General features: G+C 73.6%; 23 protein-coding genes. 9 read left to right on the plus strand and 14 right to left on the minus strand.

Annotated elements, in window-relative coordinates; translation table 11 throughout:
- Nucleotides 1-24: 24 nt before the first annotated feature.
- Nucleotides 25-1,047, minus strand: a complete 1,023-nt coding sequence (locus ACSNOC_RS14615; protein WP_436747844.1) for a FecCD family ABC transporter permease — start codon at nucleotides 1,045-1,047, stop codon at nucleotides 25-27.
- Between the two features lie 110 nt (nucleotides 1,048-1,157).
- On the opposite strand from ACSNOC_RS14615, the gene ACSNOC_RS14620 reads away from it, so the two are divergent.
- Entirely contained in the window at nucleotides 1,158-1,817 is a 660-nt protein-coding gene (locus tag ACSNOC_RS14620; protein ID WP_436747845.1) for an HAD family hydrolase, read from the plus strand.
- Here the strand turns inward: ACSNOC_RS14620 and ACSNOC_RS14625 are convergent.
- The gene (locus ACSNOC_RS14625) at nucleotides 1,796-2,047 is read right to left on the minus strand and encodes a hypothetical protein (protein WP_436747846.1); all 252 of its coding nucleotides are present in this window, start codon (nucleotides 2,045-2,047) and stop codon (nucleotides 1,796-1,798) included. The two genes, ACSNOC_RS14620 and ACSNOC_RS14625, sit on opposite strands and share 22 nt — an antisense overlap.
- A gap of 164 nt (nucleotides 2,048-2,211) precedes the next feature.
- Here ACSNOC_RS14625 and ACSNOC_RS14630 point away from each other — a divergent pair, with 164 nt between their 5' ends.
- Entirely contained in the window at nucleotides 2,212-2,595 is a 384-nt protein-coding gene (locus tag ACSNOC_RS14630) for a cold-shock protein (RefSeq protein ID WP_436747847.1), read from the plus strand.
- A 38-nt stretch (nucleotides 2,596-2,633) separates the two neighbouring features.
- Here the strand turns inward: ACSNOC_RS14630 and ACSNOC_RS14635 are convergent, their stop codons facing one another.
- From ACSNOC_RS14635 to ACSNOC_RS14650, 4 genes are read right to left on the minus strand one after another with little or no spacing between them, the layout of a single operon-like run.
- Nucleotides 2,634-3,518 carry a 1,4-dihydroxy-6-naphthoate synthase gene (locus tag ACSNOC_RS14635; protein WP_436747848.1) on the minus strand — a complete coding sequence of 295 codons (885 nt, stop codon included), beginning with the start codon at nucleotides 3,516-3,518 and terminating at the stop codon, nucleotides 2,634-2,636.
- A complete protein-coding gene (locus ACSNOC_RS14640; RefSeq protein WP_436747849.1) occupies nucleotides 3,482-4,255 on the minus strand; it encodes a futalosine hydrolase in 774 nt (257 codons plus the stop codon). Before ACSNOC_RS14640 ends, ACSNOC_RS14635 begins: the two co-directional genes overlap by 37 nt.
- Nucleotides 4,256-4,271: 16 nt before the next feature.
- Complete coding sequence (locus tag ACSNOC_RS14645) at nucleotides 4,272-4,862, minus strand: hypothetical protein (protein WP_436747850.1); 591 nt, start codon at nucleotides 4,860-4,862, stop codon at nucleotides 4,272-4,274.
- 27 nt (nucleotides 4,863-4,889) lie between these two features.
- Nucleotides 4,890-6,290, minus strand: coding sequence for an MFS transporter (locus ACSNOC_RS14650; RefSeq protein ID WP_436747851.1), 1,401 nt, complete (start codon nucleotides 6,288-6,290; stop codon nucleotides 4,890-4,892).
- A gap of 268 nt (nucleotides 6,291-6,558) precedes the next feature.
- On the opposite strand from ACSNOC_RS14650, the gene ACSNOC_RS14655 reads away from it, so the two are divergent.
- From ACSNOC_RS14655 to ACSNOC_RS14665, 3 genes are read left to right on the plus strand one after another with little or no spacing between them, the layout of a single operon-like run.
- On the plus strand, nucleotides 6,559-7,362 hold the full coding sequence (locus ACSNOC_RS14655) for a DUF3027 domain-containing protein (protein ID WP_436747852.1): 804 nt from the start codon (nucleotides 6,559-6,561) through the stop codon (nucleotides 7,360-7,362).
- Nucleotides 7,363-7,406: 44 nt separating this feature from the next.
- Nucleotides 7,407-10,556 (plus strand): sacsin N-terminal ATP-binding-like domain-containing protein, encoded by a 3,150-nt coding sequence (locus tag ACSNOC_RS14660; RefSeq protein ID WP_436747853.1) that lies wholly within the window; start codon nucleotides 7,407-7,409, stop codon nucleotides 10,554-10,556.
- Nucleotides 10,544-11,326 (plus strand): endo alpha-1,4 polygalactosaminidase, encoded by a 783-nt coding sequence (locus ACSNOC_RS14665; RefSeq protein ID WP_436747854.1) that lies wholly within the window; start codon nucleotides 10,544-10,546, stop codon nucleotides 11,324-11,326. The genes ACSNOC_RS14660 and ACSNOC_RS14665 overlap by 13 nt, the downstream gene beginning before the upstream one ends.
- Before the next feature lie 12 nt (nucleotides 11,327-11,338).
- Here ACSNOC_RS14665 and ACSNOC_RS14670 read toward each other — a convergent pair whose 3' ends face one another.
- The gene (locus tag ACSNOC_RS14670) at nucleotides 11,339-11,614 is read right to left on the minus strand and encodes a DUF2530 domain-containing protein (protein WP_436747855.1); all 276 of its coding nucleotides are present in this window, start codon (nucleotides 11,612-11,614) and stop codon (nucleotides 11,339-11,341) included.
- Between the two features lie 79 nt (nucleotides 11,615-11,693).
- On the opposite strand from ACSNOC_RS14670, the gene ACSNOC_RS14675 reads away from it, so the two are divergent.
- From ACSNOC_RS14675 to ACSNOC_RS14685, 3 genes are all read left to right on the plus strand, one after another.
- Nucleotides 11,694-12,149 (plus strand): MarR family winged helix-turn-helix transcriptional regulator, encoded by a 456-nt coding sequence (locus ACSNOC_RS14675; RefSeq protein WP_436747856.1) that lies wholly within the window; start codon nucleotides 11,694-11,696, stop codon nucleotides 12,147-12,149.
- 40 nt (nucleotides 12,150-12,189) lie between these two features.
- Nucleotides 12,190-13,524, plus strand: a complete 1,335-nt coding sequence (locus ACSNOC_RS14680) for an MFS transporter (RefSeq protein WP_436747857.1) — start codon at nucleotides 12,190-12,192, stop codon at nucleotides 13,522-13,524.
- Between the two features lie 301 nt (nucleotides 13,525-13,825).
- Nucleotides 13,826-15,355, plus strand: a complete 1,530-nt coding sequence (locus ACSNOC_RS14685; RefSeq protein WP_436747858.1) for a hypothetical protein — start codon at nucleotides 13,826-13,828, stop codon at nucleotides 15,353-15,355.
- Here the strand turns inward: ACSNOC_RS14685 and ACSNOC_RS14690 are convergent.
- From ACSNOC_RS14690 to ACSNOC_RS14720, 7 genes are all read right to left on the minus strand, one after another.
- Complete coding sequence (locus ACSNOC_RS14690; protein WP_436747871.1) at nucleotides 15,304-16,329, minus strand: helix-turn-helix domain-containing protein; 1,026 nt, start codon at nucleotides 16,327-16,329, stop codon at nucleotides 15,304-15,306. The two genes, ACSNOC_RS14685 and ACSNOC_RS14690, sit on opposite strands and share 52 nt — an antisense overlap.
- 147 nt (nucleotides 16,330-16,476) lie before the next feature.
- The gene (gene pstS / locus ACSNOC_RS14695; protein WP_436747859.1) at nucleotides 16,477-17,556 is read right to left on the minus strand and encodes a phosphate ABC transporter substrate-binding protein PstS; all 1,080 of its coding nucleotides are present in this window, start codon (nucleotides 17,554-17,556) and stop codon (nucleotides 16,477-16,479) included.
- 19 nt (nucleotides 17,557-17,575) lie between these two features.
- Nucleotides 17,576-18,355: a phosphate ABC transporter ATP-binding protein PstB gene (pstB, locus tag ACSNOC_RS14700; protein WP_436747860.1), complete on the minus strand. Its 780-nt coding sequence runs from the start codon at nucleotides 18,353-18,355 to the stop codon at nucleotides 17,576-17,578.
- Between the two features lie 32 nt (nucleotides 18,356-18,387).
- Nucleotides 18,388-19,476, minus strand: coding sequence for a phosphate ABC transporter permease PstA (gene pstA, locus ACSNOC_RS14705; protein WP_436747861.1), 1,089 nt, complete (start codon nucleotides 19,474-19,476; stop codon nucleotides 18,388-18,390).
- The gene (gene pstC, locus ACSNOC_RS14710; RefSeq protein ID WP_436747862.1) at nucleotides 19,476-20,423 is read right to left on the minus strand and encodes a phosphate ABC transporter permease subunit PstC; all 948 of its coding nucleotides are present in this window, start codon (nucleotides 20,421-20,423) and stop codon (nucleotides 19,476-19,478) included. Before pstC ends, pstA begins: the two co-directional genes overlap by 1 nt.
- Before the next feature lie 180 nt (nucleotides 20,424-20,603).
- Nucleotides 20,604-21,707: a phosphate ABC transporter substrate-binding protein PstS gene (gene pstS, locus ACSNOC_RS14715; protein ID WP_436747863.1), complete on the minus strand. Its 1,104-nt coding sequence runs from the start codon at nucleotides 21,705-21,707 to the stop codon at nucleotides 20,604-20,606.
- Between the two features lie 252 nt (nucleotides 21,708-21,959).
- Nucleotides 21,960-22,754, minus strand: a complete 795-nt coding sequence (locus ACSNOC_RS14720; RefSeq protein ID WP_436747864.1) for a response regulator transcription factor — start codon at nucleotides 22,752-22,754, stop codon at nucleotides 21,960-21,962.
- A gap of 314 nt (nucleotides 22,755-23,068) precedes the next feature.
- Here ACSNOC_RS14720 and ACSNOC_RS14725 point away from each other — a divergent pair, with 314 nt between their 5' ends.
- Nucleotides 23,069-24,055 (plus strand): hypothetical protein, encoded by a 987-nt coding sequence (locus ACSNOC_RS14725; RefSeq protein WP_436747865.1) that lies wholly within the window; start codon nucleotides 23,069-23,071, stop codon nucleotides 24,053-24,055.
- The last annotated feature ends 25 nt before the right edge of the window (nucleotides 24,056-24,080 follow it).

The raw sequence follows: 24,080 nt of genomic DNA on the forward strand, positions 1-24,080 counted from the left end.
GTCCCGGCGGGCGGGTGGGCGAACTCATGCGGTGGCTCCCGTCCTGCGGACCAGGTAGACCAGGAAGGGGACGCCGATCAGGGCCGTCGTCACGCCCGCCGGGACCTCGGAGGGGGGGAAGATGATCCGGCCGGCCACGTCGGCGGCGAGGAGGATCACCGGGCCCAGCAGGGCCGACATCGGCAGCAGCCAGCGGTGCGAGGCACCGACCAGGGCACGGGCGATGTGCGGGACGGCCAGGCCGACGAACGCGATCGGGCCGGCCGCCGCGACGCCCACGCCCGTGAGGACCGTCGCGCCCAGGCCGCCCGTCACGCGGACCAGGGCCACGTTCTGGCCGAGCCCGCGCGCCACGTCGTCGCCGAGCGCCAGCGCGTCCAGGCCGCGGGCCGCCGCGACGACCAGGACCACCCCGGCCAGCAGGAACGGCCAGATCTGCCCGGCGATCTCGGCGTCCCGCCCGGAGAGCGAGCCGATCTGCCAGAACCTGAACTCGTCCAGCGTCGCCGCCTGCGTCGTCAGCACGGCCGCGATCACCGACGCGAGCAGCGCGTTGATCGCCGCGCCCGCCAGGGCCAGCTTCACCGGCGTCGCGCCCTCCCGGCCGCGCGCCGACACCGCGTACACGGCGACCGCCGCGATCCCGGCCCCGGCGAAGGCGTACCAGACGTATCCGGCCAGGGTGTGCACCCCGGCGTAGGCGATGGCGAGGACCACCGCGACCGACGCGCCCTGGCTGACGCCGAGGATGCCGGGCTCCGCGATCGGGTTGCGGGTCAGACCCTGCATCACCGCGCCCGCCATCCCGAGGGCCGCGCCGACCATCAGGCCGATGAGGGTGCGCGGCAGCCGCAGTTCGGTCACGACCTCCGCGTCGGGGCCCGTTCCGTCGAGGAACAGCGCCCGCCACACGTCCGGCGGGGCGATGGAACGGCTGCCCACCGCCAGGCTCAGCACCACCGCCAGCCCCACGCCCACCGCCGCGGCGGTCACCAGACCGATCCGCGACCGGGCGCGCGGGCGCGGCGGAGTCTCAACGGCTTGCATGCTGCGGGTCCCCGAGGTCGAGTGAAGGGTCACGTGAAAGGTGCTGGACACCCGTCGAGTTAGGTTAGGCGATCCTAACCGGACGCATGTGCTGGAGGCACAATAGCGGCATGCCGCCTTCCGCGCAGACCCCTTCGCCCACACCGGTTCTTCACCCACCGGTTACTGTCGGGTTCGACCTCGACATGACCCTCATCGACTCGCGCCCCGGCATCAGGGCCGCCTACCGGGCCCTGTCCGCCGAGACCGGCGTGTTCGTGGACGCCGACCTGGCCGTCACCCGCCTCGGGCCGCCGCTGGAGGAGGAGCTGGCGCACTGGTTCCCCGCCGCCGACATCCCGGCCGTCGGCGAGCGTTACCGCGAGCTGTACGTGACGCACGCCATCCGCGCCATCGAGGCCATGCCCGGCGCGCGGGAGGCCATCGCCGCCGTGCGCGGCCACGGCGGCCGGGCCATCATCGTCACCGCCAAGTACCAGCCCAACGCCAAGCTGCACGTCGAACACCTCGGCCTCGCACCGGACGCCGTCATCGGCTCGCTGTGGGCCGAGGCCAAGGCGGAGGCGTTGCGCGCCCACGACGCGGCCGTCTACGTCGGGGACCACACGGGGGACGTGCGCGGCGCGCACGCCGCCGGCGCGCTGTCGGTGGCCGTCCCGACCGGGCCGTGCGCGGCGGAGGAACTGCGCGCGGCGGGCGCCGACGTGGTGCTGCCCGACCTCGGCGCGTTCCCCCGCTGGCTCGACGGCTACCTGGCCGAACGCGCCTGAGCCGCCCGGTCCTGCCGCCGCTGGTGCGCGATCGAGCGCACCAGCCCGGCCCCGGCGATCAGGAATCCCACGCCCATCAGCATCGACACCACGTACGCCGCCGTCGGCAGCGGGTCCGCGCCGATGAACAGCGGAATCACGGTGACCAGCGTCGCGACCGCGCCGACCGCGAAGACGACGCCGCCCACGCGCACCAGCACGTCTCCCGGCCTGTTTCCGTATCCACTCACCCGTCCAGGGTCGCACCCGCGCATACTCGCCACGACCCGGGGGCAGTGATCCTCCGAAACGGCCCGGCGGCATCTTGTCACCGGGCCGGGGGCGATTAGCCTGGGGGGTGGCGGGTCCTGCGGCCCGCCCTATTGGTGTGGAACGAGTGCGAGGACGAGGACACGTGCCTACCGGCAAGGTCAAGTGGTTCAACAGCGAGAAGGGCTTCGGCTTCCTTTCCCGTGACGACGGCGGCGATGTCTTCGTGCACTCCTCGGCGTTGCCCAGCGGGGTCGACGGGCTGAAGCCCGGTCAGCGCGTGGAGTTCGGCGTCGTCGCCGGCCAGCGCGGGGACCAGGCCCTGTCGGTCACGCTGCTCGACCCGGTGCCCTCCGTGGCCGCGGCGCAGCGGCGCAAGCCGGACGAGCTGGCCTCCATCGTGCAGGACCTGACCACGCTGCTGGACGGCGTCTCCCAGCAGCTCGAACGCGGCCGGTACCCCGACCGGCAGAACGGCCGGAAGATCGCCGGGATGCTGCGCGCCGTCGCCGACCAGCTGGACGTCTGAGCCGGTTTCACAGGTCACCGGTCGCCCCAGAGCCCGTATCACCCTTCCGAGCCGACCGGCCGCAGCCGTTCCTCCGGCACCCGCGGCACCAGGCCCTCGCCGGCCGCCCGCGTCAGCAGCTCCGCCACCGCCGCCCGCCCCGCCTCGCCCAGCTCCGCGGTGAACTCGTTGACGTACAGCCCGATGTGAGCGTCCGCCACCGCCGGGTCCATCTCCTGCGCGTGCGTCAGCACATAGTCGCGACTGGCCGCCGGATCGGCCCACGCCCGGCGCACGGACGCCCGGATCGCCCCGGCGATCGCCCGCAGCCGCTCCTCGCCCAGCGAGCGCCGGGCGATGATCGCGCCCAGCGGGATCGGGTGCCCGGTGGTCCCCTCCCAGAACTCGCCCAGGTCCGCGAGCTGGTGGAGCCCGAAGCGCGGATAGGTGAACCGCGCCTCGTGGATCACCAGACCGGCGTCCACCCGGCCGTCGCGCACCGCGGGCATGATCTCGTGGAACGGCATCACCCGCACGTCCCCGACCCCGCCCGGCACGTGGGCCGCCGCCCACAGCCGGAACAACAGGTAGGCGGTGGACCGTTCGCCGGGGACCGCCACGGTCCGCCCCGCCAGCGCGGCCGGTTCCGCCGGGCCCGGCGTCAGCACCAGCGGCCCGCAGCCCCGCCCGAGGGCGCCGCCGCACGGCAGCAGCGCGTAGGTGTCGAGGACCCAGGGCAGCACCGCGTACGACACCTTGAGGATCTCGCCCTCGCCGCGCTCGGCGAGCCCGTTGGTGATGTCGATGTCCGCGAGGCGGACGCCGACCGGGGGCGCGCCGGGCACCAGGCCGTGGGCCCAGGCATGGAAGACGAACGTGTCGTTGGGGCAAGGCGAGTACGCGATGCTCAACGGCCGCCGCCCCGCGAACTCCGTATCGGCCACGGTCCCTCACGCTCCTTCCAGGAGTCGAGTACCGGCCACAGCGCGGCGAAGGCGTCCGTCAGCGCGCGCAGCGCCTCCGGAACGCGCCAGGCGGCGCGGTCGCGCGGGCCGACGGAGTTGGAAACGGTACGGATCTCCAGCACCGGAACGCTGTGCAGGGCGGCGGCCGTCGCCACGCCGAACCCCTCCATCGCCTCGGCCGCCACGCCCCGGTGACGCGCGGCCAGCTCGGCGGCGCGCCGGGCGGTGCCGGTGACGGTCGACACGGTCAGCACCGGCCCGTGGACGGCGCCGAGCGCCTCGGCGGCGGTCCGGGCCAGGGTGGGCGGCGGCTGGTGGGCGACGATGCCGAAGCCCAGTTCCGCCATGTCGGAGAAGCCCTCCGCGGTTTCGGCGCCCAGGTCGGCCGCCATGATCGCGGAGGCGACGACTGTCGTGCCCGCCACGGCCGCCGCACCGGCGAACCCGCCCGCGATGCCCGCCGAGACCACCAGGTCGTACGGCTCCCCGCGGCCGGGCGCCAGCGCCAGCGACGTCGCGGTCCCCGCGGCGGCTGCGGCCGGGCCGACCCCGGCGGCGACCGCGTCCACCACGACCCGCGTGTGCAGCGGGCAGACCCGCAGCACCTCCGGCCGCACCCCCGGCAGGGGGACGGCGCCGCGGGCCACGGAGCGCGTCACCGCGTCGCGCTCGGCGGCGACGGCGGTGACGACCAGGACGTGCGTCAGGCCCGTCATGCGCGCCGGGCCGCCGTCAGTCCCGCGGTTCCAGTTCGAGGTTCCACACGCCCTCGAAGGAGCCGAACAGCTTCTCCTGGTACTCCTCCTGCGAGGACGACGACCAGATGCTCTCCATGTCGTACTCGTCGCCCACCTGCGCCACGACGACCCGCAGCGTGTCCCGCTGCGGCAGCTCGCCCGGCGACTGCTGCCGCATCACCTGGTACAGGTCGTCCACGGAGAACGTCTCGTAGGTCGTGGTGTACGGCTCCGCCTCGTACGGCTGGCCCTGGTAGAAGATCAGCCAGCCGCTCTCCGCGACCTCCGGGTCCACGCCGACACGGAAGGTGTCGCCGGTCTCCACGGTGATGACCGGGACGTCCTCCTCGCTCTCCAGGCAGGACTGCGCCCGCTCCGCGCCCAGTGGCTCCCCGTCCTTCCAGCAGTCGGTGGTCGTCTCGTGCGACTCGGTGCTCGACCCGACCGTGAAGGTCGCGTGCGGCGTCGGCTTGTCGCACGCGGCGAGCGTGACGAGCCCCAGCGAAACGGCGCCGGCGGCGAGGGTGGTCCGGGCGATGCGGCGGCCCCGCGGTCGCCGGGAGCGCGTGGTGGCGTACGCAGTCATGCGGGCAGGTTAACCCGGCCGCGCGGGTCACTTGACGCGGGGGTGCGGCGTGCCGCGCCGGGCGACGGACAGCAGGCTCCGCAGGGCCGAGGCCGTGGCCAGGAACACCACGCAGGCCCCGACCGTCATCCCCAGCCGCCCGTCCAGCGGCAGCGAGATCCCGATCGCGCCGCCCGCGACCCACGCCATCTGCAGCGAGGTCTCGGAGCGGGCGAACGCCGAGATCCGCACCACCTCCGGCACGTCCCGCTGGATCATCGCGTCCAGCGACAGCTTCCCCAGCGCCTGGCAGATCCCGGCCGCCGCGCAGACGGCGACGACGGTGGCCGCCGTGTAGTTCACCGTCGCCGCGACCGCGCAGGACAGCGCCAGGGCGAGGACCATCAGCAGGATCAACTCCGGGGCGCGGTCGCGCAGCCAGTTCCCCAGGAGGTTGCCCAGCGCGTTGCCGGTGCCGGCCGCGACGCCGACGACGCCGAGGGAGAACGCGGCCGTGAGCCCCGGCAGCGGCTCGTTCCGCAGCAGGAACGCCATGAAGAACAGCAGGAAGCCGGAGAGCCCCCGCAGCCCCGCGTTGGCCAGCAGCGCCTTGAACACCGGCGAGTCCAGGCCGCGCAGCACCCCCGAGCTCCGCCCGTCGTCCGCGTCGCGCGCCCGCCCGGCGCGGGACTCGGCCAGCTCGGCCAGGTGCACCTTCCGCTCGTCGCGGGCCAGGTCGACCTGGTGCGGCAGCCGGAAGGAGAGGATCGCGCCGAGCACGGTGAGCGCGCAGGCGCCGTACAGCGGCCACTCCTGCCCGATCGCGTTCAGGCCGAGGCCCAGCGGCGCGGCGGCGCCCGCCGCGATGAGGCCGGTGAGGGTGATCCTGGCGTTCGCCTTCACCAGCGAGATCCGGGACGGCAGCAGGCGCGGGACGGCGACGGACCGGACGATGTTGTACGCCTTCGAGCACACCATCACGCCCAGCGCCGCCGGGTACAGCTCCAGGCCGCCGCCGGAGACCGCGCCCGCGATCACCAGCGCCAGCGTCCCGCGCGCCAGCAGCGCGCCCGCCATCGCGGCCCGGCGGCCGTGCGGGACCCGGTCCAGCAGCGGGCCGATCACGGGCGCGAGGAGGATGAACGGGGCCATGGTGACGGCGAGATACAGCGCGACCCGGCCGCGCGCCTCGTCGGTGGGGACGGAGAAGAAGATCGTCGACGCCAGCGCCATCGTGACGAGCATGTCGCCCATCGAGTGCACCGCGTGCAGCTCGATCAGCTTGCCCAGCCCCGATTCCCCGGCGCCGTGCGCGTGCGTCGCGCGCCGGATGCGGCGGCCCAGCGCCAGGGGGACCGCCGGCAGGGCACGACCGGTCGCCCGCACCACCCGGAGAAGCCCGGATCCGGACCCGGTTCTCAGCTCGGAGGAACCGCCAGCAGCAGCCACGGCTCCCAAGCCTAAGGGCAGAACGGGAGACCGGTTCCTCCTTCTCACCGCCCCTTTACAGGGGTTTACGGAAAGAGTCGCTCTTTCGCGGTCCGTGCACAGCGCCCCGGCCCGTGCGGTAGCGTGGGCGGACGGTGCGCCTTGCCTCGTTCAGCCCGACGTCGCAGCGGTCCCAGCGTCCGCTCCGTCGGCCCGTTCTCCACCGGGCCCTGCCCGGGGGTATCCCCAAGGCGCCCGCTCGCGACAATGGCGGCGTAGGAGATTTCTTGTGAGTGGTGCTGGGACCGGGAACGGGACACGAAGCCAGACCCCCGACCGGCTGTGCGCCGAGGCGGTGGAGCTGGCGCGCGACGCGGCGGCACAGGCCGCGCACCCGCACCCACTGGGGCCGTATCTGGGGGCCGTCGCCGAGGGCGACCGGCTCGTCACCCACTTCTTCGCCGGCGAGGAGCCCGGCTACCCGGGCTGGCGCTGGGGCGTCACGGTCGCCCGCGCCGCGCGGGCCCGCTACGTCACCGTGGACGAGGTCGCGCTGCTGCCCGGCCCGGACGCGCTGCTGGCCCCGGAGTGGGTGCCGTGGAGCGAGCGGCTGCGCCCCGGCGACCTCGGCCCCGGCGACCTGCTGCCGGCCGAGGGCGACGACCCGCGCCTGGATCCGGGGTTCATCGCCGTCGGCGAGGAGGTCGAGGCCGAGCCCGCCGAGCCCGAGGGCGAGGTGATCCGGCGCGGCAGCGTCGCGGACATCGCCGCGGAGCTGGGCCTGGGCCGGCGCCGGGTGCTGTCCTGGTACGGGCTCCAGGAGGCCGCCGACCGCTGGGAGGAGGGCTACGGCCCGGAGACGCCGATGGCGCAGGCGGCCCCGGCGAACTGTCTGAGCTGCGGGTTCCTGCTGCCGATGGCGGGCGCGCTGCGGCAGGCGTTCGGGGTGTGCGCCAACGAGTTCTCCCCGGCGGACGGGCACGTGGTCTCGCTGGCGTACGGCTGCGGCGCGCACTCGGAGGCGGCCGTGAGCCCCAGGGCCGCGCAGCCGGCGCCGCCCGTGATCGACCACCTGGCGGCCGATCCCCTCTGAAGCGCTTTCCGGGGTGACGTCGGCCAACCGGTACTGTCGCACCCGTGACCACCGACGACCTGTTCGACCTGTTCGGCACCGGGCGGCTGCGGCGCACCGTCCTGAGCGCGTGGACCGACCTCCCGGCACGCTTCCGTGAGGACGCCAACGCGGAGGAAGACCTGGCCCGGGGCGGTTACCGCGACCGGCTGGTCATCGAGCTGGCCCAGAACGCCGCCGACGCCGCCGCCCGCGCCGGGCGGCCCGGCCGCCTGCGCCTCACGCTGCGCGACGGCGTGCTCGTCGTCGCCAACACCGGCTCGCCGCTGGACGCGGCGGGCGTCGAGTCGCTGTCCACGCTGCGCGCCTCCGCCAAGCGCGACGAGGCGGTGGGCGTCGGCCGGTTCGGCGTCGGTTTCGCGGCCGTGCTCGCCGTCAGCGACGCCCCCGCCATCGCGAGCGCGGCGGGCGGGGTGCGCTGGTCCCTGGCCGAGGCGACGGAGCTGGCGCGCGAGGCGGCCGGGGAGCACCCGGACCTGCTGGCCGAGCTGGACCGCAGGGCGGGCCAGCGGCACGCCGTTCCGCTGCTGCGGCTGCCGTTCCCCGCGCCGCCGGGCGAGGCCGCGGCGGTGCCCGAGGGCTACGACACGGCCGTCACGCTGCCGCTGCGGGACGCGGCGGCCGAGGACCTGGCGACGCGGCTGCTTCAGGCGGTGGACGACACGCTGCTGCTGACGCTGCCCGGCCTGGACGAGGTCACGGTGGAGACGGCGGGCGGCGCCCGGACGCTGACGCGGCGGCAGTTCGGCTCGTACACGCAGATCACCGAGGAGCCGGGGCCGGCCGGGAGCGCGGTCCGTTCCACCCGCTGGCGGGTCGTGTCCGACAGCGGCGAGGCCGATCCCGCGCTCCTCGCGGACCGGCCGCTGGAGGAGCGGGAGCGCCGCCACTGGTCGGTGACCTGGGCCGTTCCCGTGGACGCGGAGGGCGCCCCGGCGCCGCCGACCAGCCCGGCCGTGGTGCACGCGCCGACCCCGACCGACGACCCGCTGGGCCTGCCCGCGCTGCTGATCGCGAGCTTCCCGCTGGAGCCGACCCGCCGCCATGTGGCGCCCGGCCCGCTGACGGACTTCCTGATCGAGCGGGCGGCCGACGCGTACGCGGCGCTGCTGGCCGCGTGGCGGCCGGTGACCAGCGAGACGCTGAGCCTGGTGCCGGGGCCGCTGGGCCGGGGCGAACTCGACGGCGCGCTGCGGCAGTCGCTGCTGGAGCGGCTGCCGACCACGGCGTTCCTGCCCAGCGCGGCGGCGGCCGGTGCCGCCGAGGCGGCCGTCGACGGGGATCCCGGGAACGAGATCCCCGTCGCGCTGCGCCCGGTGGAGGCGGAGCTGGTGGAGCGGGCCGGTGCGGAGACCGTGGCCGTGCTGGCCGAGTTGTTCCCGGTGCTGCTGCCCGCCGGGCTGGAGCGGCGGGCCGAGCTGCGGGTGCTGGAGGTCGCCCGGGTCTCGCTGGGCGAGATGATCGACCGGCTGGCCGGCGTGGAACGCCCGCCCGCGTGGTGGTGGCGGCTGTACGAGTCGCTGTCGGGCGTCGACCCGGAGCTGCTGCACGGGCTGCCGGTGCCGCTGGCGGACGGCCGCACCACGATCGGGCCGCGCCGGGTGCTGCTGCCGGTGGCCGGGACCGAGCCGGAGGAGCTGGGCCGCCTCGGGCTGAAGGTGGCCCATCCGGACGCCGCGCACCCGCTGCTGGAGAAGCTGGGCGCGAACCCGGCCACGCCGCGCGCCGTGCTGGACACCCCGCAGGTGCGGTCGGCGGTCGCCGCGTCGGCCGACATGGACGTGTGGGACGAGGACGCCGTGCCCGCCGCCGAGCTGGCCGCGACGGTCCTGGGCCTCGTGCGCGACGCGGAGCCGGCGCCCGGCGAACTGCCGTGGCTGGCCGCGCTGGCACTGCCGGACGAGGACGGCGAGCTGACCCCGGCCGGTGAACTGGTCTACCCGGGAAGCCCGTTCCAGCAGGTCATCCGTCCGGGCGAACTCGCCGCGTGCGACGCCGACCTGGCCGCCCGCTGGGGCGAGCAGCCGCTGACGGCCGTCGGCGTGCAGGCGGACTTCGCGCTGATACGGGCCACCGATGTCGTCCTGGACCCCGACGAGTTGGAGCCGCGCGACGCCGGGTACGCGGAGCCCGACGACGTGGGGCTGCTGGACGCGGTGGACGTGTGGTGCGAGGACACCCTCGACGCGCTGGGCGACAGCCCGCTGCCGCCGGTCGCCGCCGAGGTGGTGGCCGTGCGGGACCTGGAGCTGGTGGACGACGGGCAGTGGAAGCGCGTGCTGTCGCTGCTGTCCCGCCCGCCGTTCCGCGAGGCGCTGATCACGCCGGTGCGGGTGCGGATGCCGGACGGCGGCGTGGAGCGGGCCCGCTCGTACACCGCGTGGTGGCTGCGCGGCGCGCCCGTGCTGGACGGCCGCCGCCCGGCGGGGCTGCGCGCGGCGGGCGGCGATCCGCTGCTGGCCGGGCTGTACGAGGACGCGGACACGGCCGACGCGGACGAGGAGGTGCTGCACGCCCTCGGGGTGCGCACGACGGCCCGCGCGCTGCTGGCCGAGCCGGGCGGCGCGGCCGACCTGCTGGCCCGCCTCGCGGACCCGGCGGTGCCGGTGACGGCGGGCCAACTGCACGGCCTGTACGCGCTGCTGGCCGATCTGGACCCGGAGGAGGTGACGCTCCCCGACGAGTTGCGCGCCGTGGTGGACGGCGAGCCGCGCGTCGTGGACGCGGCGGAGGCGCTGGTCGCGGACGCCCCCGACCTGCTGCCGCTGGCCGCCGGCCGCCCGCTGCTCCCGGTGCCGCCCGCGCGCGCCGCCGACCTGGCCGCCGTGCTGGACGTGCGCCCGCTGAGCGCCGCGCTCCCGGCCGAGCCGCCCGCCGGGGGCGGCACCCGCCGCGAGGTCCCCGAGGAGGCCCGCGCGCTCCTCGGCCCGGACACCCCGGCCACGTACGTGGAGTACGAGGAGCTGGTGATCGACGGCACCGAGCTGGACTGGCGCCTGACGCCCGACGGCACCCTGCACGCCGCGACGTTCGAGGGCCTGGCCGCCGGTCTGGCCTGGGCCACCGGCCGGTGGCCGCGCCGCTTCGAGCTCGCCGCGCTCCTGGAAGACCCGTCCCGGGCGGAGGAGTTGCGCACGGCCCGGTGGTTCGACTGATATCCCGGCGGGCCGCCGCCCTCGCGGCCCTGCTGCCGCTGGCGGCGGCCTGCGCCGCTCCGCCGGAGGACGAGGTGTGGCGGCCCGCCCCGGGCACGGCGTGGCAGTGGCAGCTCTCGGGAACGCCGGACCTGACCGTGGACGTCCCGGTCTACGACATCGACGGCTTCGAGTCCGGCGCCGCGGACGTGGCCGCGCTGCACGAGCGGGACGTGCGGGTCATCTGCTACGTCAACGCGGGCGCCTGGGAGGAATTCCGCCCCGACGCCGGTGACTTCCCGCCGGAGCTGCTCGGGGAGGGCAACGGCTGGGAGGGCGAACGCTGGCTGGACATCCGCGCCCTGGACGTGCTGCGCCCGCTGATGGCCGAACGGTTCGACATGTGCCGCGACAAGGGCTTCGACGCGGTCGAACCCGACCTGCTCGACGGCCATCTCCACGACACCGGCTTCCCGCTGACCGGCGCCGACCAGCTCGCCTACAACCGCATGATCGCGGAGCTGGCCCACGACCGGGGCCTGTCGGTGGGCCTGAAGAACGACCTCCCCCATGTCCCGGAGCTGGTCGACGACTTCGACTTCGCGGTGAACGAGGAGTGCGCCGAGTTCGGTGAGTGCGCGGCCCTGACCCCGTTCATCGAGGCGGGCAAGGCGGTCTTCCACGTCGAATACGCCCTGCGCCCCGAGGAGTTCTGCCCGGAGACCACGGCCCTGGGGTTCAGCTCGATGGCCAAGAACCTGTCCCTGGACGCCTGGCGCGCCCCCTGCTGACGGCGGGCGGGCTCAGTCCCGGTCGTCGCCGGCGCGCTCCTTCCGGGCGCGGATCGCGGCTTCGCGGCGGCGGGCGTACCACAGGCCGAAGAGGCCGAGGCCCGTGCCGGCGAGGCAGGTCCAGATCCACCACTCGTGCCCGCGGTCCGCGTACCAGCCGTAGAACGGCAGCTGGGCCACGAAGAGGACGGCCCACACGAGCGTGCCGGTGAGCACGGTGGCCACCACGTTCCCCTCCAGGGGCTCGGGCGCCTCCCGCTTGCCGTTCGTCAGCTCAGCCCACCGCATGTGCTCACGATAACGCGGGCACGGGAATGTACAGGGCACGTACTATCGTCATATATTTTGTTAGGAAAGCTAACGAGTGATGGCGGTGCCCATGCCCAACGCCAAGCTGGACGGTCCGGAGAACGCCGAGGCGGTGAACACCCTGCGCGTCGGCGTGCAACGGCTCTCCCGCCGCATGCGGCACCTGAACGCCGACCGCGCGCTCAGCCTCGCCGAGCTGTCCGCGCTGGGCACGCTCGCCCGGTGCGGCCCCATGACCCCCGGCGAGCTGGCCCGCAAGGAGCACGTGCAGCCGCCGTCGATGACCCGCATCATCGCGCTGCTCACCAGCCGCGGCCTCGTCCGCATGGAGCCGCACGCCGCCGACCGCCGACAGAAGGTCGTCGCCGTCACCGACCAGGCCGAGGCCATGATCGAGAGCAGCCGCGCCGAGCGGAACGCCTGGCTGGCGCGGCTAGCCGGCGAACTGGACGAGGAGGAGTGGGCGGCCCTGCGCGCCGCGGCGCCCGTTCTCCACAAGCTCGCACACCTCTGACCCTCTGATGACCCTCTGACCCGAAGAACAGGAGGTTCCCTTGAGTCCGGGACCCGGAGCAGACTCCGCCCCCGCATCCCTGACCACGACCCAGAAGACGTCCACCTTCGGTTCCCTGCGGATCCGCAACTACCGGATCCACTTCCTGGGCTCGTCGATATCCAACATCGGGACATGGATGCAGCGCATCGCCCAGGACTGGCTGGTGCACACCCTCACCGGCTCGGCCGCCGCGGTCGGCATCACGACCGCGCTGCAGTTCCTCCCCATGCTGCTGTTCGGCCTCTACGGCGGCGTCCTCGCCGACCGTTTCGACAAGCGCAAGCTGCTGCTGGGCACCCAGTCCGCCCTCGGGCTGACCGCCCTGGCCCTGGCGGTGCTCACGCTCAGCGGCGCGGTGAACGTCTGGCACGTGTACGCGCTCGCGTTCGCCCTCGGCCTGGCGGCCGTCGTGGACAACCCGGCCCGCCAGGCGTTCGTCTCCGAGATCGTGCCCCCGCACCTGCTGCGCAACGCCGTCTCGCTCAACTCCGCGAACTTCCAGTCCGCCCGGCTCATCGGCCCCGCCGTCGCCGGTGTGGTCATCACCACGGTCGGCGGCGGCTGGGCGTTCCTCTTCAACGCCCTGTCGTTCCTCGCCCCCCTGGCCGGGCTGCTGCTGATGCGCACCGCCGAGCTGGCCCCGGCCCGGCGCACGCCGCGCGCCCGGGGGCAGTTGCGCGAGGGACTGCGCTACGTCGGGTCCCGGCCCGCGCTGCTGTGGCCCATCGTGCTGCTGGGCTTCGTCGGCACCTTCGGGTACAACTTCCCGATCTGGCTCGTGGCCTTCACCGACCGCGTCTTCCACGCCGACGCGGGCACCTACGGCCTGCTGAACTCCCTGATCGCCGCCGGTTCCGTGGCCGGCGCCCTGCTGGCCGCCCGGCGCGGCAGCCGCCGGATGCGGTTCATCGTCGGCGCGGCCGGGCTCTTCGGCGTGCTGCTGATGATCACCGCCGCGGCGCCCGCGTTCGTCGTCTTCGCCGCGCTGATGCCGGTGGTCGGGCTGGTCGCGATGACGTTCCAGGTCACGGCGAACGCCACCATCCAGCTCGCCAGCGACCCCGCCATGCGCGGCCGGGTCATCAGCCTGATGATGATGGTCTTCGTCGGCGGCACCCCGATCGGGGCCCCGCTGATGGGCTGGCTGACGGACGAGTTCGGCGCCCGGATCGGGCTGCTGGCGGGCGGCGCGGTCTGCGCGGCCTCGGCGGTGACGGTCGGGCTGGTGCTGGCCAGGATCGGCGGCCTGCGGGTCCGGATCAGCCTGCGCGCCGGCCGCCGGGGCCTGTCCCTGGTCCCGCGCGATCCGGAAGAGCTGACCGCCCGAGCGTGACCGGCCGGTCCGGTCGCCCGCGTGGGCAACGACGCACGGCGGACCGACGGCGCGCGCGACCAGCGCGGCGCCCGGGGCGACCGGGGCGACCGGGGCGACCGGCAGGCTTCCCTGCCGGGTCTTCCTGGGTGATGCTGGACGGTGCCCGACCTTTCCGCCCCGGAGGTCGTCCGGGAGGGGTCCCGGCCGGTGGGGGAACAGTGTCCACAGGATGTGGACGGTCGCGCGGGAACCGTACTGCCGGGGCCACCGTCCGTCTGTCCGTGGGTACTTGTAGCGCGCGCTCCCCGAGGAGGCCCAGGTGACCGTTCCCGGTTTCGGCAGCCCGATACCGCCGCCGCCCACCGCCCCGCCGACGGTGGGCCTGCCGCGCGACCCGTGGATCGCGGTGACCGCCGCGGTGCTCAACCTCAGCGGGCTGGGCGCCGGTTATCTGTTCCTGCGGCGATGGCGGCGGGCCATACCCTGCTGGATCGCCACCGGCGGTCTGCTCTTCCTCGCGCTGCCCGTGGATGCCGGGGGCGTCGCCGGGCTGTGGGTCGTGCTGTACGCGGCGCTGCTGGTGCTGGCCGCGCTGGACGCGTGGCGGCTGGCCGGGCCGCGGCTGGTGCGCGGGCCGTGGGCGCCGCTGACGGCGGGCGTGCTGCTGCTGGCGCTCCCGGCCGGGAGCGTCGTCTTCTTCGACCGGGCCCAGCGGCAGGCGCTGGAGGAGGATCTCACCGAGCGGCTCGTCGCCGCCGACGCGCTGGTCGAGGACGCCACGTGGTCGGAGGAGCGCTACCGCTCCGCGCTCACCGCGTATCTGGCCGTGCGCGCCGAGCACCCCTCGACGGACGCCGCCGCCGAGGTGCCGGCCCGGCTGGACGCCCTCTACCGGCAGTCGGTCGAGGACCACTTCGACGACGCCTGCGCGACCCTCGACCCGCTGCGCTTCTACCGGGGCCTGACCGGGGACTTCGAGGACGAGGAGGCCGAACGCCTGGCGGAGGACGCCGACGACCTCCTGCCGGAGGCGCTGCTCCACTGCGGACTGGAGCACCTCGACGACTCCGGGATACCGCAGGCCGAGGCGCCCTTCTCCGAACTGCTGGCGGACTACCCGGACTCGGGGTTCGCGCAGTCGCTGCCCGACCGGCTGGACGAGCGGCAGCGCGAGATCATCACCGGCATCGGCGACGGCGCCCCCTGCCCGGCGGTGGACCGACTCCGCGAGCTGAACGAGCTGTTGGCCGGGCTGCCCGGCGACGAGTTCGCCCGGATGGCGGCCGACGGCGCCGAGCCGGTGCCCGAGGGCCTGTACCAGTGCGGCACGTCCATGTTCCTCAGCAGCCAGTTCGCCCTGGCCGAGACCTCGCTGCGGGACCTGGTCGACAACCACCCGGACCACGAACGCGCCGACCGGGCCCGGGACATTTTGATCGCCGCCGAGATCGCCAAGGAACTGCCCGCCGCCGGTGAGGAGTTGCCGCCGGAGCCGGGCTCGGAGGGCGGCGCCACGATCACCCTGGAGATCTTCAACGACTCCCCGTACGAGCTGGAACTGCTCTTCACCGGGCCGCGCACCGGCACCGAGCGGGTGGCGGCGTGCGACGGCTGCTCCCTCTACCCCACCGACCCCGGCGACAGCGCCTGCGCGGACAGCGGCGTCGACTACCCGAGCACGACGCTCGAACTCCCGGCCGGGGACTACTACTTCCTGCACCGCTCGCCCGGCCGGGAGACAGAGAGCCTGGCCGAGGCGGACTCGTTCGACCCCGACTACATCTACACGTACTGCTCCTACGTCACCGAGGACGACCTGCTGCTGCCGGACGGCGGCACCGAGATCTGAGGCTCCCGGACGCTCCCGGCGGATCTCCGGTACCCGGTGGGCGAGACGCCGTACGCGGCGCGGAAGGCGCGGCTGAAGACGGACGCGTCGGTGAAGCCCCAGCGCCGGGCGATCTCGTTGACCGGTGCGGCGCCCAGCACCGGGTCCGCCAGGTCGCGGCGGCAGCCTTCCAGGCGCTGCCGCCGCATCCAGCCGTGCACGGTGAGCTGGTGCTGCTGGAAGAGCCGGTGCAGGTAGCGGACGGAGATGTGGTGGGCGGCGGCGATCGTGCCCGCCGACAGCTCCGGGTCGCCCAGGTGGCGGCGGATGAACGCCTGCACCCGCAGGAACAGCACGCGCTGCCGGGACTCCGGCGCGACCGCGGCCTCCGCCTCGGCGTGGTGGGCCAGCCAGGCGCCGACCAGGTCCACCAGCACCGTGCCCAGCCGCTCGGCGTCCGAGGGGCGGCACGGCCGCGGGTCGGTCGCCAGCCCGACCAGGAACCGGGCGAGCAGCGCGCCGATGCCCTCATGGCCCGGCAGCCGCTGGGCCAGCAGCCGTTCGACGGTGTGCTCCGGGACCGGCAGCAGCGCCCTGGGCACGTGCGCCGCCACCGTGGCGGCCAGGCCCCGGTGGGCCGTCACCCGGGTGTCGAAGGGCCGCGACGAGGACTGCACCGCCATGTCGTGCACCCGCAGCCGCGCTTCGCGGCCGGCCTGCGCCATGTCGTGCCGCCCGCGCCGCATCAGCGCCACCACGTACAGCTCGGGATCCGAACGCCGGATCATCGCCGGGGTGCGCACCGACCGCTGGGAGGTGTACGTCATCGCGGTCACATGGGCCGGGCCGAGCGCGACGGCGTGCGCCGACGCGCGGAACTCGTCCTCCCGGTCACAGCTCAGCACGGTGGGCATGACCACGCCGCGCGTCAACTCGTACCAGGCGTCCCACCGTTCGTCCGGCGCCAGCCGGTCGGTGTCGAACAACGCACGCATCACGAGCACACCCCCCTGCCCCCACCGGTCCGCCCCCCGGCCGGTCTGACAGGACGGTACCCGCGCCGATCACGGGCCCGGCCCGATGCGACGGCAAACGCCTGGCAAAACAAACGGGCGTTCGCCCGCGCACCGGCCGGCGGGCCGTCAGTCGGCGGAGTCGATCCGCTGGATCTCCTCCATGACGCGCTGCTCGAGGCCGCGGCCCATCGGGGCGTAGCCGAGGCGGGTCGCGAAGCTGTCGGCCTCCACGTCCGTCACGGTCCAGGTCCAGAAGTCGCGCAGGACCTCGGCCGTGTCGTCGTCGTAGCCGCACTCGTAGGCGAAGATCCAGTTGGCGCCGGTGATCGGGTAGCCCTCACCGCCGATGTCGTGGATGTTGAACTGGAAGTCGTCGGGGATCTCGGCCTCTTCCGAGGCGGCCGTGGTGGCCTCCAGGGTGGGTTCGACGGGCGTGCCGTCCTCGTTGACGACGTGGGCCGTCGCCAGGCCGTTGCTCAGGGCGTACGACTGGTTCACGTACCCGAGGCCGCCGGGGCTGGCCTCCACGGCCTGGATGACGCCGTCGTTGCCGTCGCCGCCGACCGTGTCGTCGTGCCAGTCGATGTCCGTGCCCTCGGCGTACTTGTCGGCCCAGGACTGGACTTCATTGGTCAGGTAGCTGCTGAACACATACGTGGTGCCGGAGCCGTCCGAGCGGTGGACGGGGACGATCTCCCGGTGCGGCAGCTCCAGACCGGGGTTGAGCGCGGCGATCGCCGGGTCGTCGTACCGCGTGATGCGGCGGTCGTAGATGCCGGCGATCGTCTCGGCGTCGAGGACCAGGCCGTCCAGGTCGTCGTCGTTGATCGCGATCACCACGGCGCCGAAGACGACCGGGAACTGAACGGCCTCACAGCCGCGCACCTCGCGCGCCACCATCAGCTCGCTCTCCTGGAGATACCGCTCGGAGGAGCCGAAGTCCACACTTTCCGTGAGGAATTGCTCGATGCCCTCGCCGGAGCCGATGGCCTGGTAGTCGATCGACGTGCCGGTCTCGACGGTGGTGTTGTAGTGGGACATCCACTCCTGGAAGAGCGGCTCGGGGAACGTCGCCCCCGCCCCCAGGATGTCCCCGGAGAGCGTTCCCCTGCTGACCGCGGTGCTGTCCTCGGCGAGGCACCCCGTCAGAAGAAGCGGGAGGAGGGGCGCCGCTCCCGCGGCGGCCCCGGCGGACCAGTTGGACATGGTTCCAGTCCCCTGTATCTCAGCCGAACCGGCCGGAGACGTAGTCCTCGGTGTCCTTGCTCGACGGGTTGGTGAAGATCTTCGTGGTGCTGTCGATCTCCACCAGCCCGCCCGGCTGGCCGATCGCCTTCAGGTTGAAGAAGCCCGTGACATCGCTGACCCGCTGCGCCTGCTGCATGTTGTGGGTCACGATGACGATCGTGTACTGCTCCTTCAGCTCCATGATCAGGTCCTCGATGGCCTGCGTGGAGATGGGGTCGAGCGCGGAGCACGGCTCGTCCATCAGCAGCACGTCGGGCGCGACCGCGATGGCGCGAGCGATGCACAGGCGCTGCTGCTGGCCGCCGGAGAGGCCGGAACCGGGCTTGTTCAGCCGGTCCTTCACCTCGTCCCACAGGTTCGCCGAGCGCAGCGACCGCTCGACCAGGGCGTCGAGGTCGGCGCGCTTCATCCGCTTGTTGTTGAGCTTCACGCCGGCCGCGACGTTGTCGTAGATGGACATCGTCGGGAACGGGTTGGGCCGCTGGAACACCATGCCGATGTGACGCCGGACGCCGACCGGGTCCACGGTGGGCCCGTACAGGTCCTGCTGGTCCATCGTGACCTTGCCCTCGACCCGCGCCTTGGGCACCAGCTCGTGCATCCGGTTCAGCGTGCGCAGGAACGTCGACTTTCCGCACCCGGAGGGGCCGATCAGGGCCGTGACCGAGCACGGCTCGATCGTCATCGACACGCCCTGCACCGCGAGGAACTTGTCGTAGTAGATGTCGAGGCCGCTGACCTCGATGCGCTTGGCCACAGTCTTCTTCCTTTGTCTGGCGTCTGGCGTCTTCAGCCGCGGGTCTTCGGGGCGAACAGTCGGGAGATGAGGCGTGCCAGGAGGTTGAGCGCCATCACGATGAGGATCAGCGTGAGCGCGGCCGACCAGGCCCGGTCGAACGACGCCTCGCGCGGGATGCCGGGGTTCGAGTACTCGGTGTACGAGAACACCGGCAGCGTGGCCATGCGGCCGTCGAACGGGTTGAAGTTGTCCCCGGAGGTGATGCCGACCGTGATCAGCAGCGGCGCGGTCTCGCCGATGACCCGGGCGATCGCGAGGGTCACGCCGGTCGCGATGCCCGCGATGGCCGTGGGCAGCACGACCTTGACGATGGTGCGCCACTTCGGCACGGCCAGCGCGTACGACGCCTCGCGCAGCTCGTTGGGCACCAGCTTCAGCATCTCCTCGGCGGAGCGCACGACCACCGGGATCATCAGCACGCTCAGCGCGACGGAGCCCATGAAGCCCATCCGGATGCCCGGACCGTAGAACAGCTCGAACAGCGCGTACACGAAGAGGCCGGCCACGATGGAGGGGATGCCGGTCATCACGTCGACGAAGAAGGTGATGTACCGCGCGAGCGCGCCCCGCCCGTACTCGATCAGGTAGATGGCCGTCAGCAGGCCGATGGGCACCGACATCACCGCGGCGATGCCGGTGATGACCAGGGTGCCGATGATCGCGTGGTGGGCGCCACCGCCCTCACCGACGACGTTGCGCATCGAGTTGTTGAAGAACTCGGAGTCGAAGCGCTCCCAGCCGCGGTCGACCACCGTGTACAGGACGGAGACCAGCGGCAGCACCGCCACCAGGAAGGCGGAGGAGACGACGGACGTGACCAGCCGGTCGAACGCCTTCCGGGTGCCCTCGACCGCGCGCGACCAGACGTAGATGACGACCGTGTACCCGATCGCCGCCACGATGCCCGACGCCGCCGGGCCCCAGCCGGCCGCCAGCCACAGCGCGGCGCCCACCGCCACGAAGGCGAGCAGCGTCGCCGGCGCGGCGCGGCGCGGCAGCGTGCCCTGGGTGAGCGGGACGTCGGGGAGCAGGCCCCGCGGGTCGCCCGGGGTCTTTTCCAGCGTGGAGGGAGTGGTCATCAGTTGGCTCCCGAGAAGTCGCGGCGCCGGTTGATCACCGCACGGGCCGCCATGTTGATGACGAGCGTGACGGCGAAGAGGACGAGGCCGGAGGCGATGAGGACGTTGACGTCGATCCCGGAGGACTCGGGGAATTTCAGCGCGATGTTGGCCGCGATCGTCGACGGGTTGTCGCTGCTGATCAGGTCGAAGGTGACCGTGCCGGCGACCGCCGAGAGCACGATCGCCACGGCCATGGTCTCGCCGAGCGCGCGGCCGAGGCCGAGCATCGCCCCGCCGATGATGCTGGAGCGGCCGAAGGGCAGCACGGCCATCCGGATCATCTCCCACCGGGTCGCGCCCAGCGCCAGCGACGCCTCCTCGTGCAGCCGGGGCGTCTGGAGGAACGCCTCGCGGATGACCGCCGTCGCGATGGGCAGGATCATCACCGCCAGGACGATCGAGGCCACCAGCATGGTGCGGCCGGTCGCGGAGACCGGGCCGTCGAAGAGCGGGATGAAGCCCAGGTTCTCCTCCAGCCACCGGGTCGGCTCCACGGTGGCCGGGGCCAGCACGAAGAAGCCCCACAGGCCGTAGATGATGCTGGGCACGGCCGCCAGCAGGTCCATCACATAGCCCAGCGTCGCGGCGAGTCTGCGCGGCGCGTAGTGCGTGATGAACAGCGCGATGGCCACGGCGAACGGCGCGGCGATGACCAGCGCGAAGAAGGCCGCCAGCAGGGTGCCGAAGAGCAGTGGCCAGATGTAGAGGGTCACGCTCTCCTGGTTGGGCAGCCGCTCGCTGTCCGCCCAGAGGGCGGGCCACGCCTCGGACACGAGGAACGCCGCGACGCCGGCCAGGACGACGAGGATCAGCACGCCCGCCCCGGTCGAGGCGCCGGAGAAGAGCCGGTCCCCCAGACGCTGCGGCGTTTTACGGGTGGGCGTCTTCTCGGTGGTGGGAGGCACAGTCTCTCCCTTTCTGAAGACTTCTCAGACTTCTTTGCGACTTCTCGGAACTTCTTCTGAGGTTTCTCTGACGGCTTCTCAGATTCCCTCAACAACCGTGGAGTGACGCCCACATGCCCCGAGGTCCGGACGGCCACCCGTGGGTGGACCGCCCGGACCTTCAGGCGCGGGACGCGGTGATCAGCCGGCGGCGATGGCGTCCACCGCGGCCTGGTACTCGGCGCTCAGCTCGGCCGACAGCGGCGCGGAGCCGGCGGCCTCGGCGGCGGCCTGCTGGCCCTCCTCGCTGAGGATGTAGGTGAAGTACTCGCGGACCAGCTCGGCGGTGTTGGCGTCGTCGTAGGTGGTGCAGGCGAGGCCGTAGGAGACCAGGACGATCGGGTAGGCGCCGGCCTCGGTGGTGTCACGGGCCAGGTCGTAGGCGAAGTCGTACTCGCCACGGCCCTCGACGCGCTCGGAGACCTCCAGGACGGCGGCGGCGGCCTCGGGGGAGTACGGGACGAACTCCTCGCCCACGCCGACCGCGACGGTGCCGAGGTCGCCGGCCTGGCTGGCGTCGGCGTAGCCGATGGTGCCGTTGCCGCCGGAGACGGCGGAGACGACGCCGGAGGTGCCCTGGGCGGCCTCGCCACCGGCCACCGGCCAGTTGCCGTCGACCTCGTGCGGCCACGCGTCGGGGGCGGCGGCGGCGAGGTACTCGGCGAAGTTCTCGGTGGTGCCGGACTCGTCGGAGCGGTTCACCGGGGTGATCGGGGTGTCGGGCAGCTCGACGCCGGGGTTGTCGGCGGCGATCGCCTCGTCGTTCCAGGTGGTGATCTCCTGGTTGAAGATCCCGGCGATGGTCTCGGCGCTCATGTTGAGCGAGTCGACACCCTCCAGGTTGAAGATCACGGCGATCGGGGAGACGTAGACCGGCACCTCGATGAGGTCGCCGCAGCGCTCGACCGCGCCGGACAGCTCGCCCTCCTCGTCCGTGAGGTAGGCGTCGGAGCCGGCGAAGGCCACGCCGCCGGCCACGAACTGCTCACGGCCACCGCCGGAGCCCACCGGGTCGTAGTCCACCGTGACATCGGGGTTCGCGGACTGGAACCCGGCCTGCCAGGCACCCTGCGCGGCCTCCTGCGAGCTGGCGCCCGCACCCGAGATGGTGCCGGACAGGTCCGACGACCCGGAGCCACCGCTGCCGCCGGTGCCCTCTTCCTCATTGTCGCTGCTGCAGGCCGTGACCAGGGCCAGGGCGGACACCGCGGCTATCGCGGCGGTCTTGGCGCGCCAGTTGCGCATGGCCGTTGCTCCTTGACATAGGGCCCAGCCGCACCGGCCGGGTGTAGATGACTTGTATGTGTCGAGGAGAACGTAGGAGGAGTCAGAGAAGCAGTGGGGGCCGGAAGGTGAACAGAAAGATAGGTTCGGCGGAACCGGCCGTTTCACAAACAGTGCTGGAATCGTTAAGAAAAGAACACCCTGGAAGAGATCAGCAAGGGCACCGGAAACGCGCTCGGCCCGGTGATCGTCCACCGGGCCGAGCGCCTCTGATCAGCTACTGGGCGGTACGAGGCGGTACCCCACGCCCCGCACGGTCTGGATGATCTCCGGGTGGTGCGGGTCGTCCCCCAGGCGCTCCCGGAGGCGGCGAATGTGAACGGTGATGGTGTTGGACCGCCGCGCCCCCTCACCCCACAGCTCCGCGCGGATCCGGTCGCGGGTGATGACCTTCTCCGCGTGCAGCATGAGGAGGTGCAGCAGCTGGAACTCGCGCAGCGGCAGCCGGGCCGTGGACATCCCGTGCATCCGCACCTCGTACGTGCTGGGGTCCAGCGTCAGCGGGCCGCAGACCAGCGGCTGGTCCCAGCCCCGGGAGCCCCGGTCGGCCAGGCTGAGCAACTGCGCCACCTCGCGCGGGCGGTAGGGCCGGGCGACGCAGGCGCTGGCGCCGGCCGCGAGGGCGGGCGCGACCTGGGCCGTGTCGTCGGGGCCGACGCCGAGCACGACGGGGATGGACAGCCGCCGCCGCACCAGCCGCAGCACGGTCGCGCCGTCGATCACGGGCAGGTCGGCGGAGACGAGCAGCACGTCGGGCTTGCGCAGGCCCGCCTCCAGCAGCGCGGCGGCGCCGTCCGCGCAGTGCACCACCGACACCTGGTACTTGGCCAACTGGGCGGACAGCCCCTGCCGGATGCGCTCGTCGGCGTCCGCGAGCAGCACCACGGGGTTGGAGCCGAGGGGTATGCGGGTCTGCGCGGGAACGACGTTGTCCGCGGTGGCGTCATCCACCGCGTCGTCCGCGGCGGACGAGCTTCGCGGTCGCGTCGTGCTCAACCAGGCGCCCATGGCGCTCTCCCTCGCTGTCGGTCTCGGCAGTAAGGCCAGTTGCCAAGGTGCGGCTCCCGGGGGGCATGGTGTCCTTGTTCATCACGGACGTTCACCATGTAACGGGCTGTGGGTAGCGGGTTACACGGCTCTCGGTGAACCCGTGATGAACAACGGCGTTCCCCCCGGTGCCGGGCCGCGGCGGGCGTGAAGGCGGCGAAACGGGAGGTGACCCAGGCGGCCGGGGGCCCCGGCGGCCGTCGTGGTCAGCGAGGGCGGCAGGGCCGTAGCATCGTGCCACGGGTTCCCGTCGGGTGGACGCAGGGGCAGTGGGTGTGGGCATCGAAGGTGAAAAGCTCGTATTCGACTATCTGAGCCGGGTCGGCGATCTCGCGCACGGCACGAGCATGTCCGCGGCGCAGCGGGCCTCACTCGTGAACCGGCTGCGCGACGAGATCGGCCGCCAGCGGGCCGCCGCGGGCGGCGCCGAGAGCCAGGCCGCCGTGCGGCGCATCCTCGGGCGGATGGGCCGGCCCGAGGACCTCGTGGCCGAGGCCGTCGGCTCCTCACCCGCGCCCGCCGCCGCGCCCACGCCCGCCGCCCCCGCCACGCCCGTGCCGGGGCCGCGGGTGCCCGCCGAGCCGGTCGCCGGTTCCGTGCCGCCGCCCCCGGCGCCCGCCGGAGCCGTGGACGCCGGGGCCGCCGGGGCCGGGGCGCCGCCCGCGGCCGGGCCGGATCCGGGCGGGTGGTTCGGCCGGCCCGCCGGGTTCTGGCCGGACGGGCAGATCGGCCTGTTCCGGGGCGGCATCGACAACCCCGACGTGTTCCGGTCACCGGCCAAGGGCAAGCCGGACGCCGGGGACCCGGCCCCGGAACAGGAGAACGAGGAGGCGCCCGCGCCGGCGCCCGCCGTCGAGAAGGGGCCGTCGCGCGGGCGGCGGCTGGCGCGGGCCGCGCTGACCGGCCGACGCGTGGGCGGGCCGGTCGAGCTGCTCGGCGTCGCGCTGCTGCTGGCGGGCACCGTCATGGGCTCGGTCGTCGTGCTCGGCCTCGGCTGGGCGGCGGCGTACTGGTCGCCCCGGCTCGGCCGCCGCGAGGCGCAGTGGGCGGCGTTCGGCATGCCCGCGCTGGTCGCTGGCGCCTACCTCGGGTGGCTCCTCGGGCGCGCGGGCGGCTACTGGGGCGCGGAGCTGGCCCCGGGAGAGGCGCAGGCGACGGCCGCCGACCACGTCCCGTGGCTGCTGCGCGGCGCCGCCGTCGCCAGCGCGGCGTTCCTCTTCCACCGGGCGCGGCGGCACCGCCCGCCCGCGGACGCCTCCTGACGGCCGGGACGGCCGGAAGGGCCGA

This window comes from Streptomyces sp. URMC 129, assembly GCF_051386415.1.
GTDB lineage: Bacteria > Actinomycetota > Actinomycetes > Streptomycetales > Streptomycetaceae > Streptomyces.

Coding starts and splice junctions, on each gene's coding strand:
- ACSNOC_RS14620 (WP_436747845.1), top strand. CDS start 1,158: ATGCCGCCTTCCGCGCAGACCCCTTCGCCCACACCGGTTCTTCACCCA.
- ACSNOC_RS14640 (WP_436747849.1), bottom strand. CDS start 4,255: ATGACGGGCCTGACGCACGTCCTGGTCGTCACCGCCGTCGCCGCCGAG.
- pstA (WP_436747861.1), bottom strand. CDS start 19,476: ATGACCACTCCCTCCACGCTGGAAAAGACCCCGGGCGACCCGCGGGGC.
- pstS (WP_436747863.1), bottom strand. CDS start 21,707: ATGCGCAACTGGCGCGCCAAGACCGCCGCGATAGCCGCGGTGTCCGCC.
- ACSNOC_RS14690 (WP_436747871.1), bottom strand. CDS start 16,329: ATGCGTGCGTTGTTCGACACCGACCGGCTGGCGCCGGACGAACGGTGG.
- ACSNOC_RS14720 (WP_436747864.1), bottom strand. CDS start 22,754: ATGGGCGCCTGGTTGAGCACGACGCGACCGCGAAGCTCGTCCGCCGCG.
- ACSNOC_RS14675 (WP_436747856.1), top strand. CDS start 11,694: ATGGCGGTGCCCATGCCCAACGCCAAGCTGGACGGTCCGGAGAACGCC.
- ACSNOC_RS14645 (WP_436747850.1), bottom strand. CDS start 4,862: ATGACTGCGTACGCCACCACGCGCTCCCGGCGACCGCGGGGCCGCCGC.
- ACSNOC_RS14615 (WP_436747844.1), bottom strand. CDS start 1,047: ATGCAAGCCGTTGAGACTCCGCCGCGCCCGCGCGCCCGGTCGCGGATC.
- ACSNOC_RS14670 (WP_436747855.1), bottom strand. CDS start 11,614: ATGCGGTGGGCTGAGCTGACGAACGGCAAGCGGGAGGCGCCCGAGCCC.
- pstS (WP_436747859.1), bottom strand. CDS start 17,556: ATGTCCAACTGGTCCGCCGGGGCCGCCGCGGGAGCGGCGCCCCTCCTC.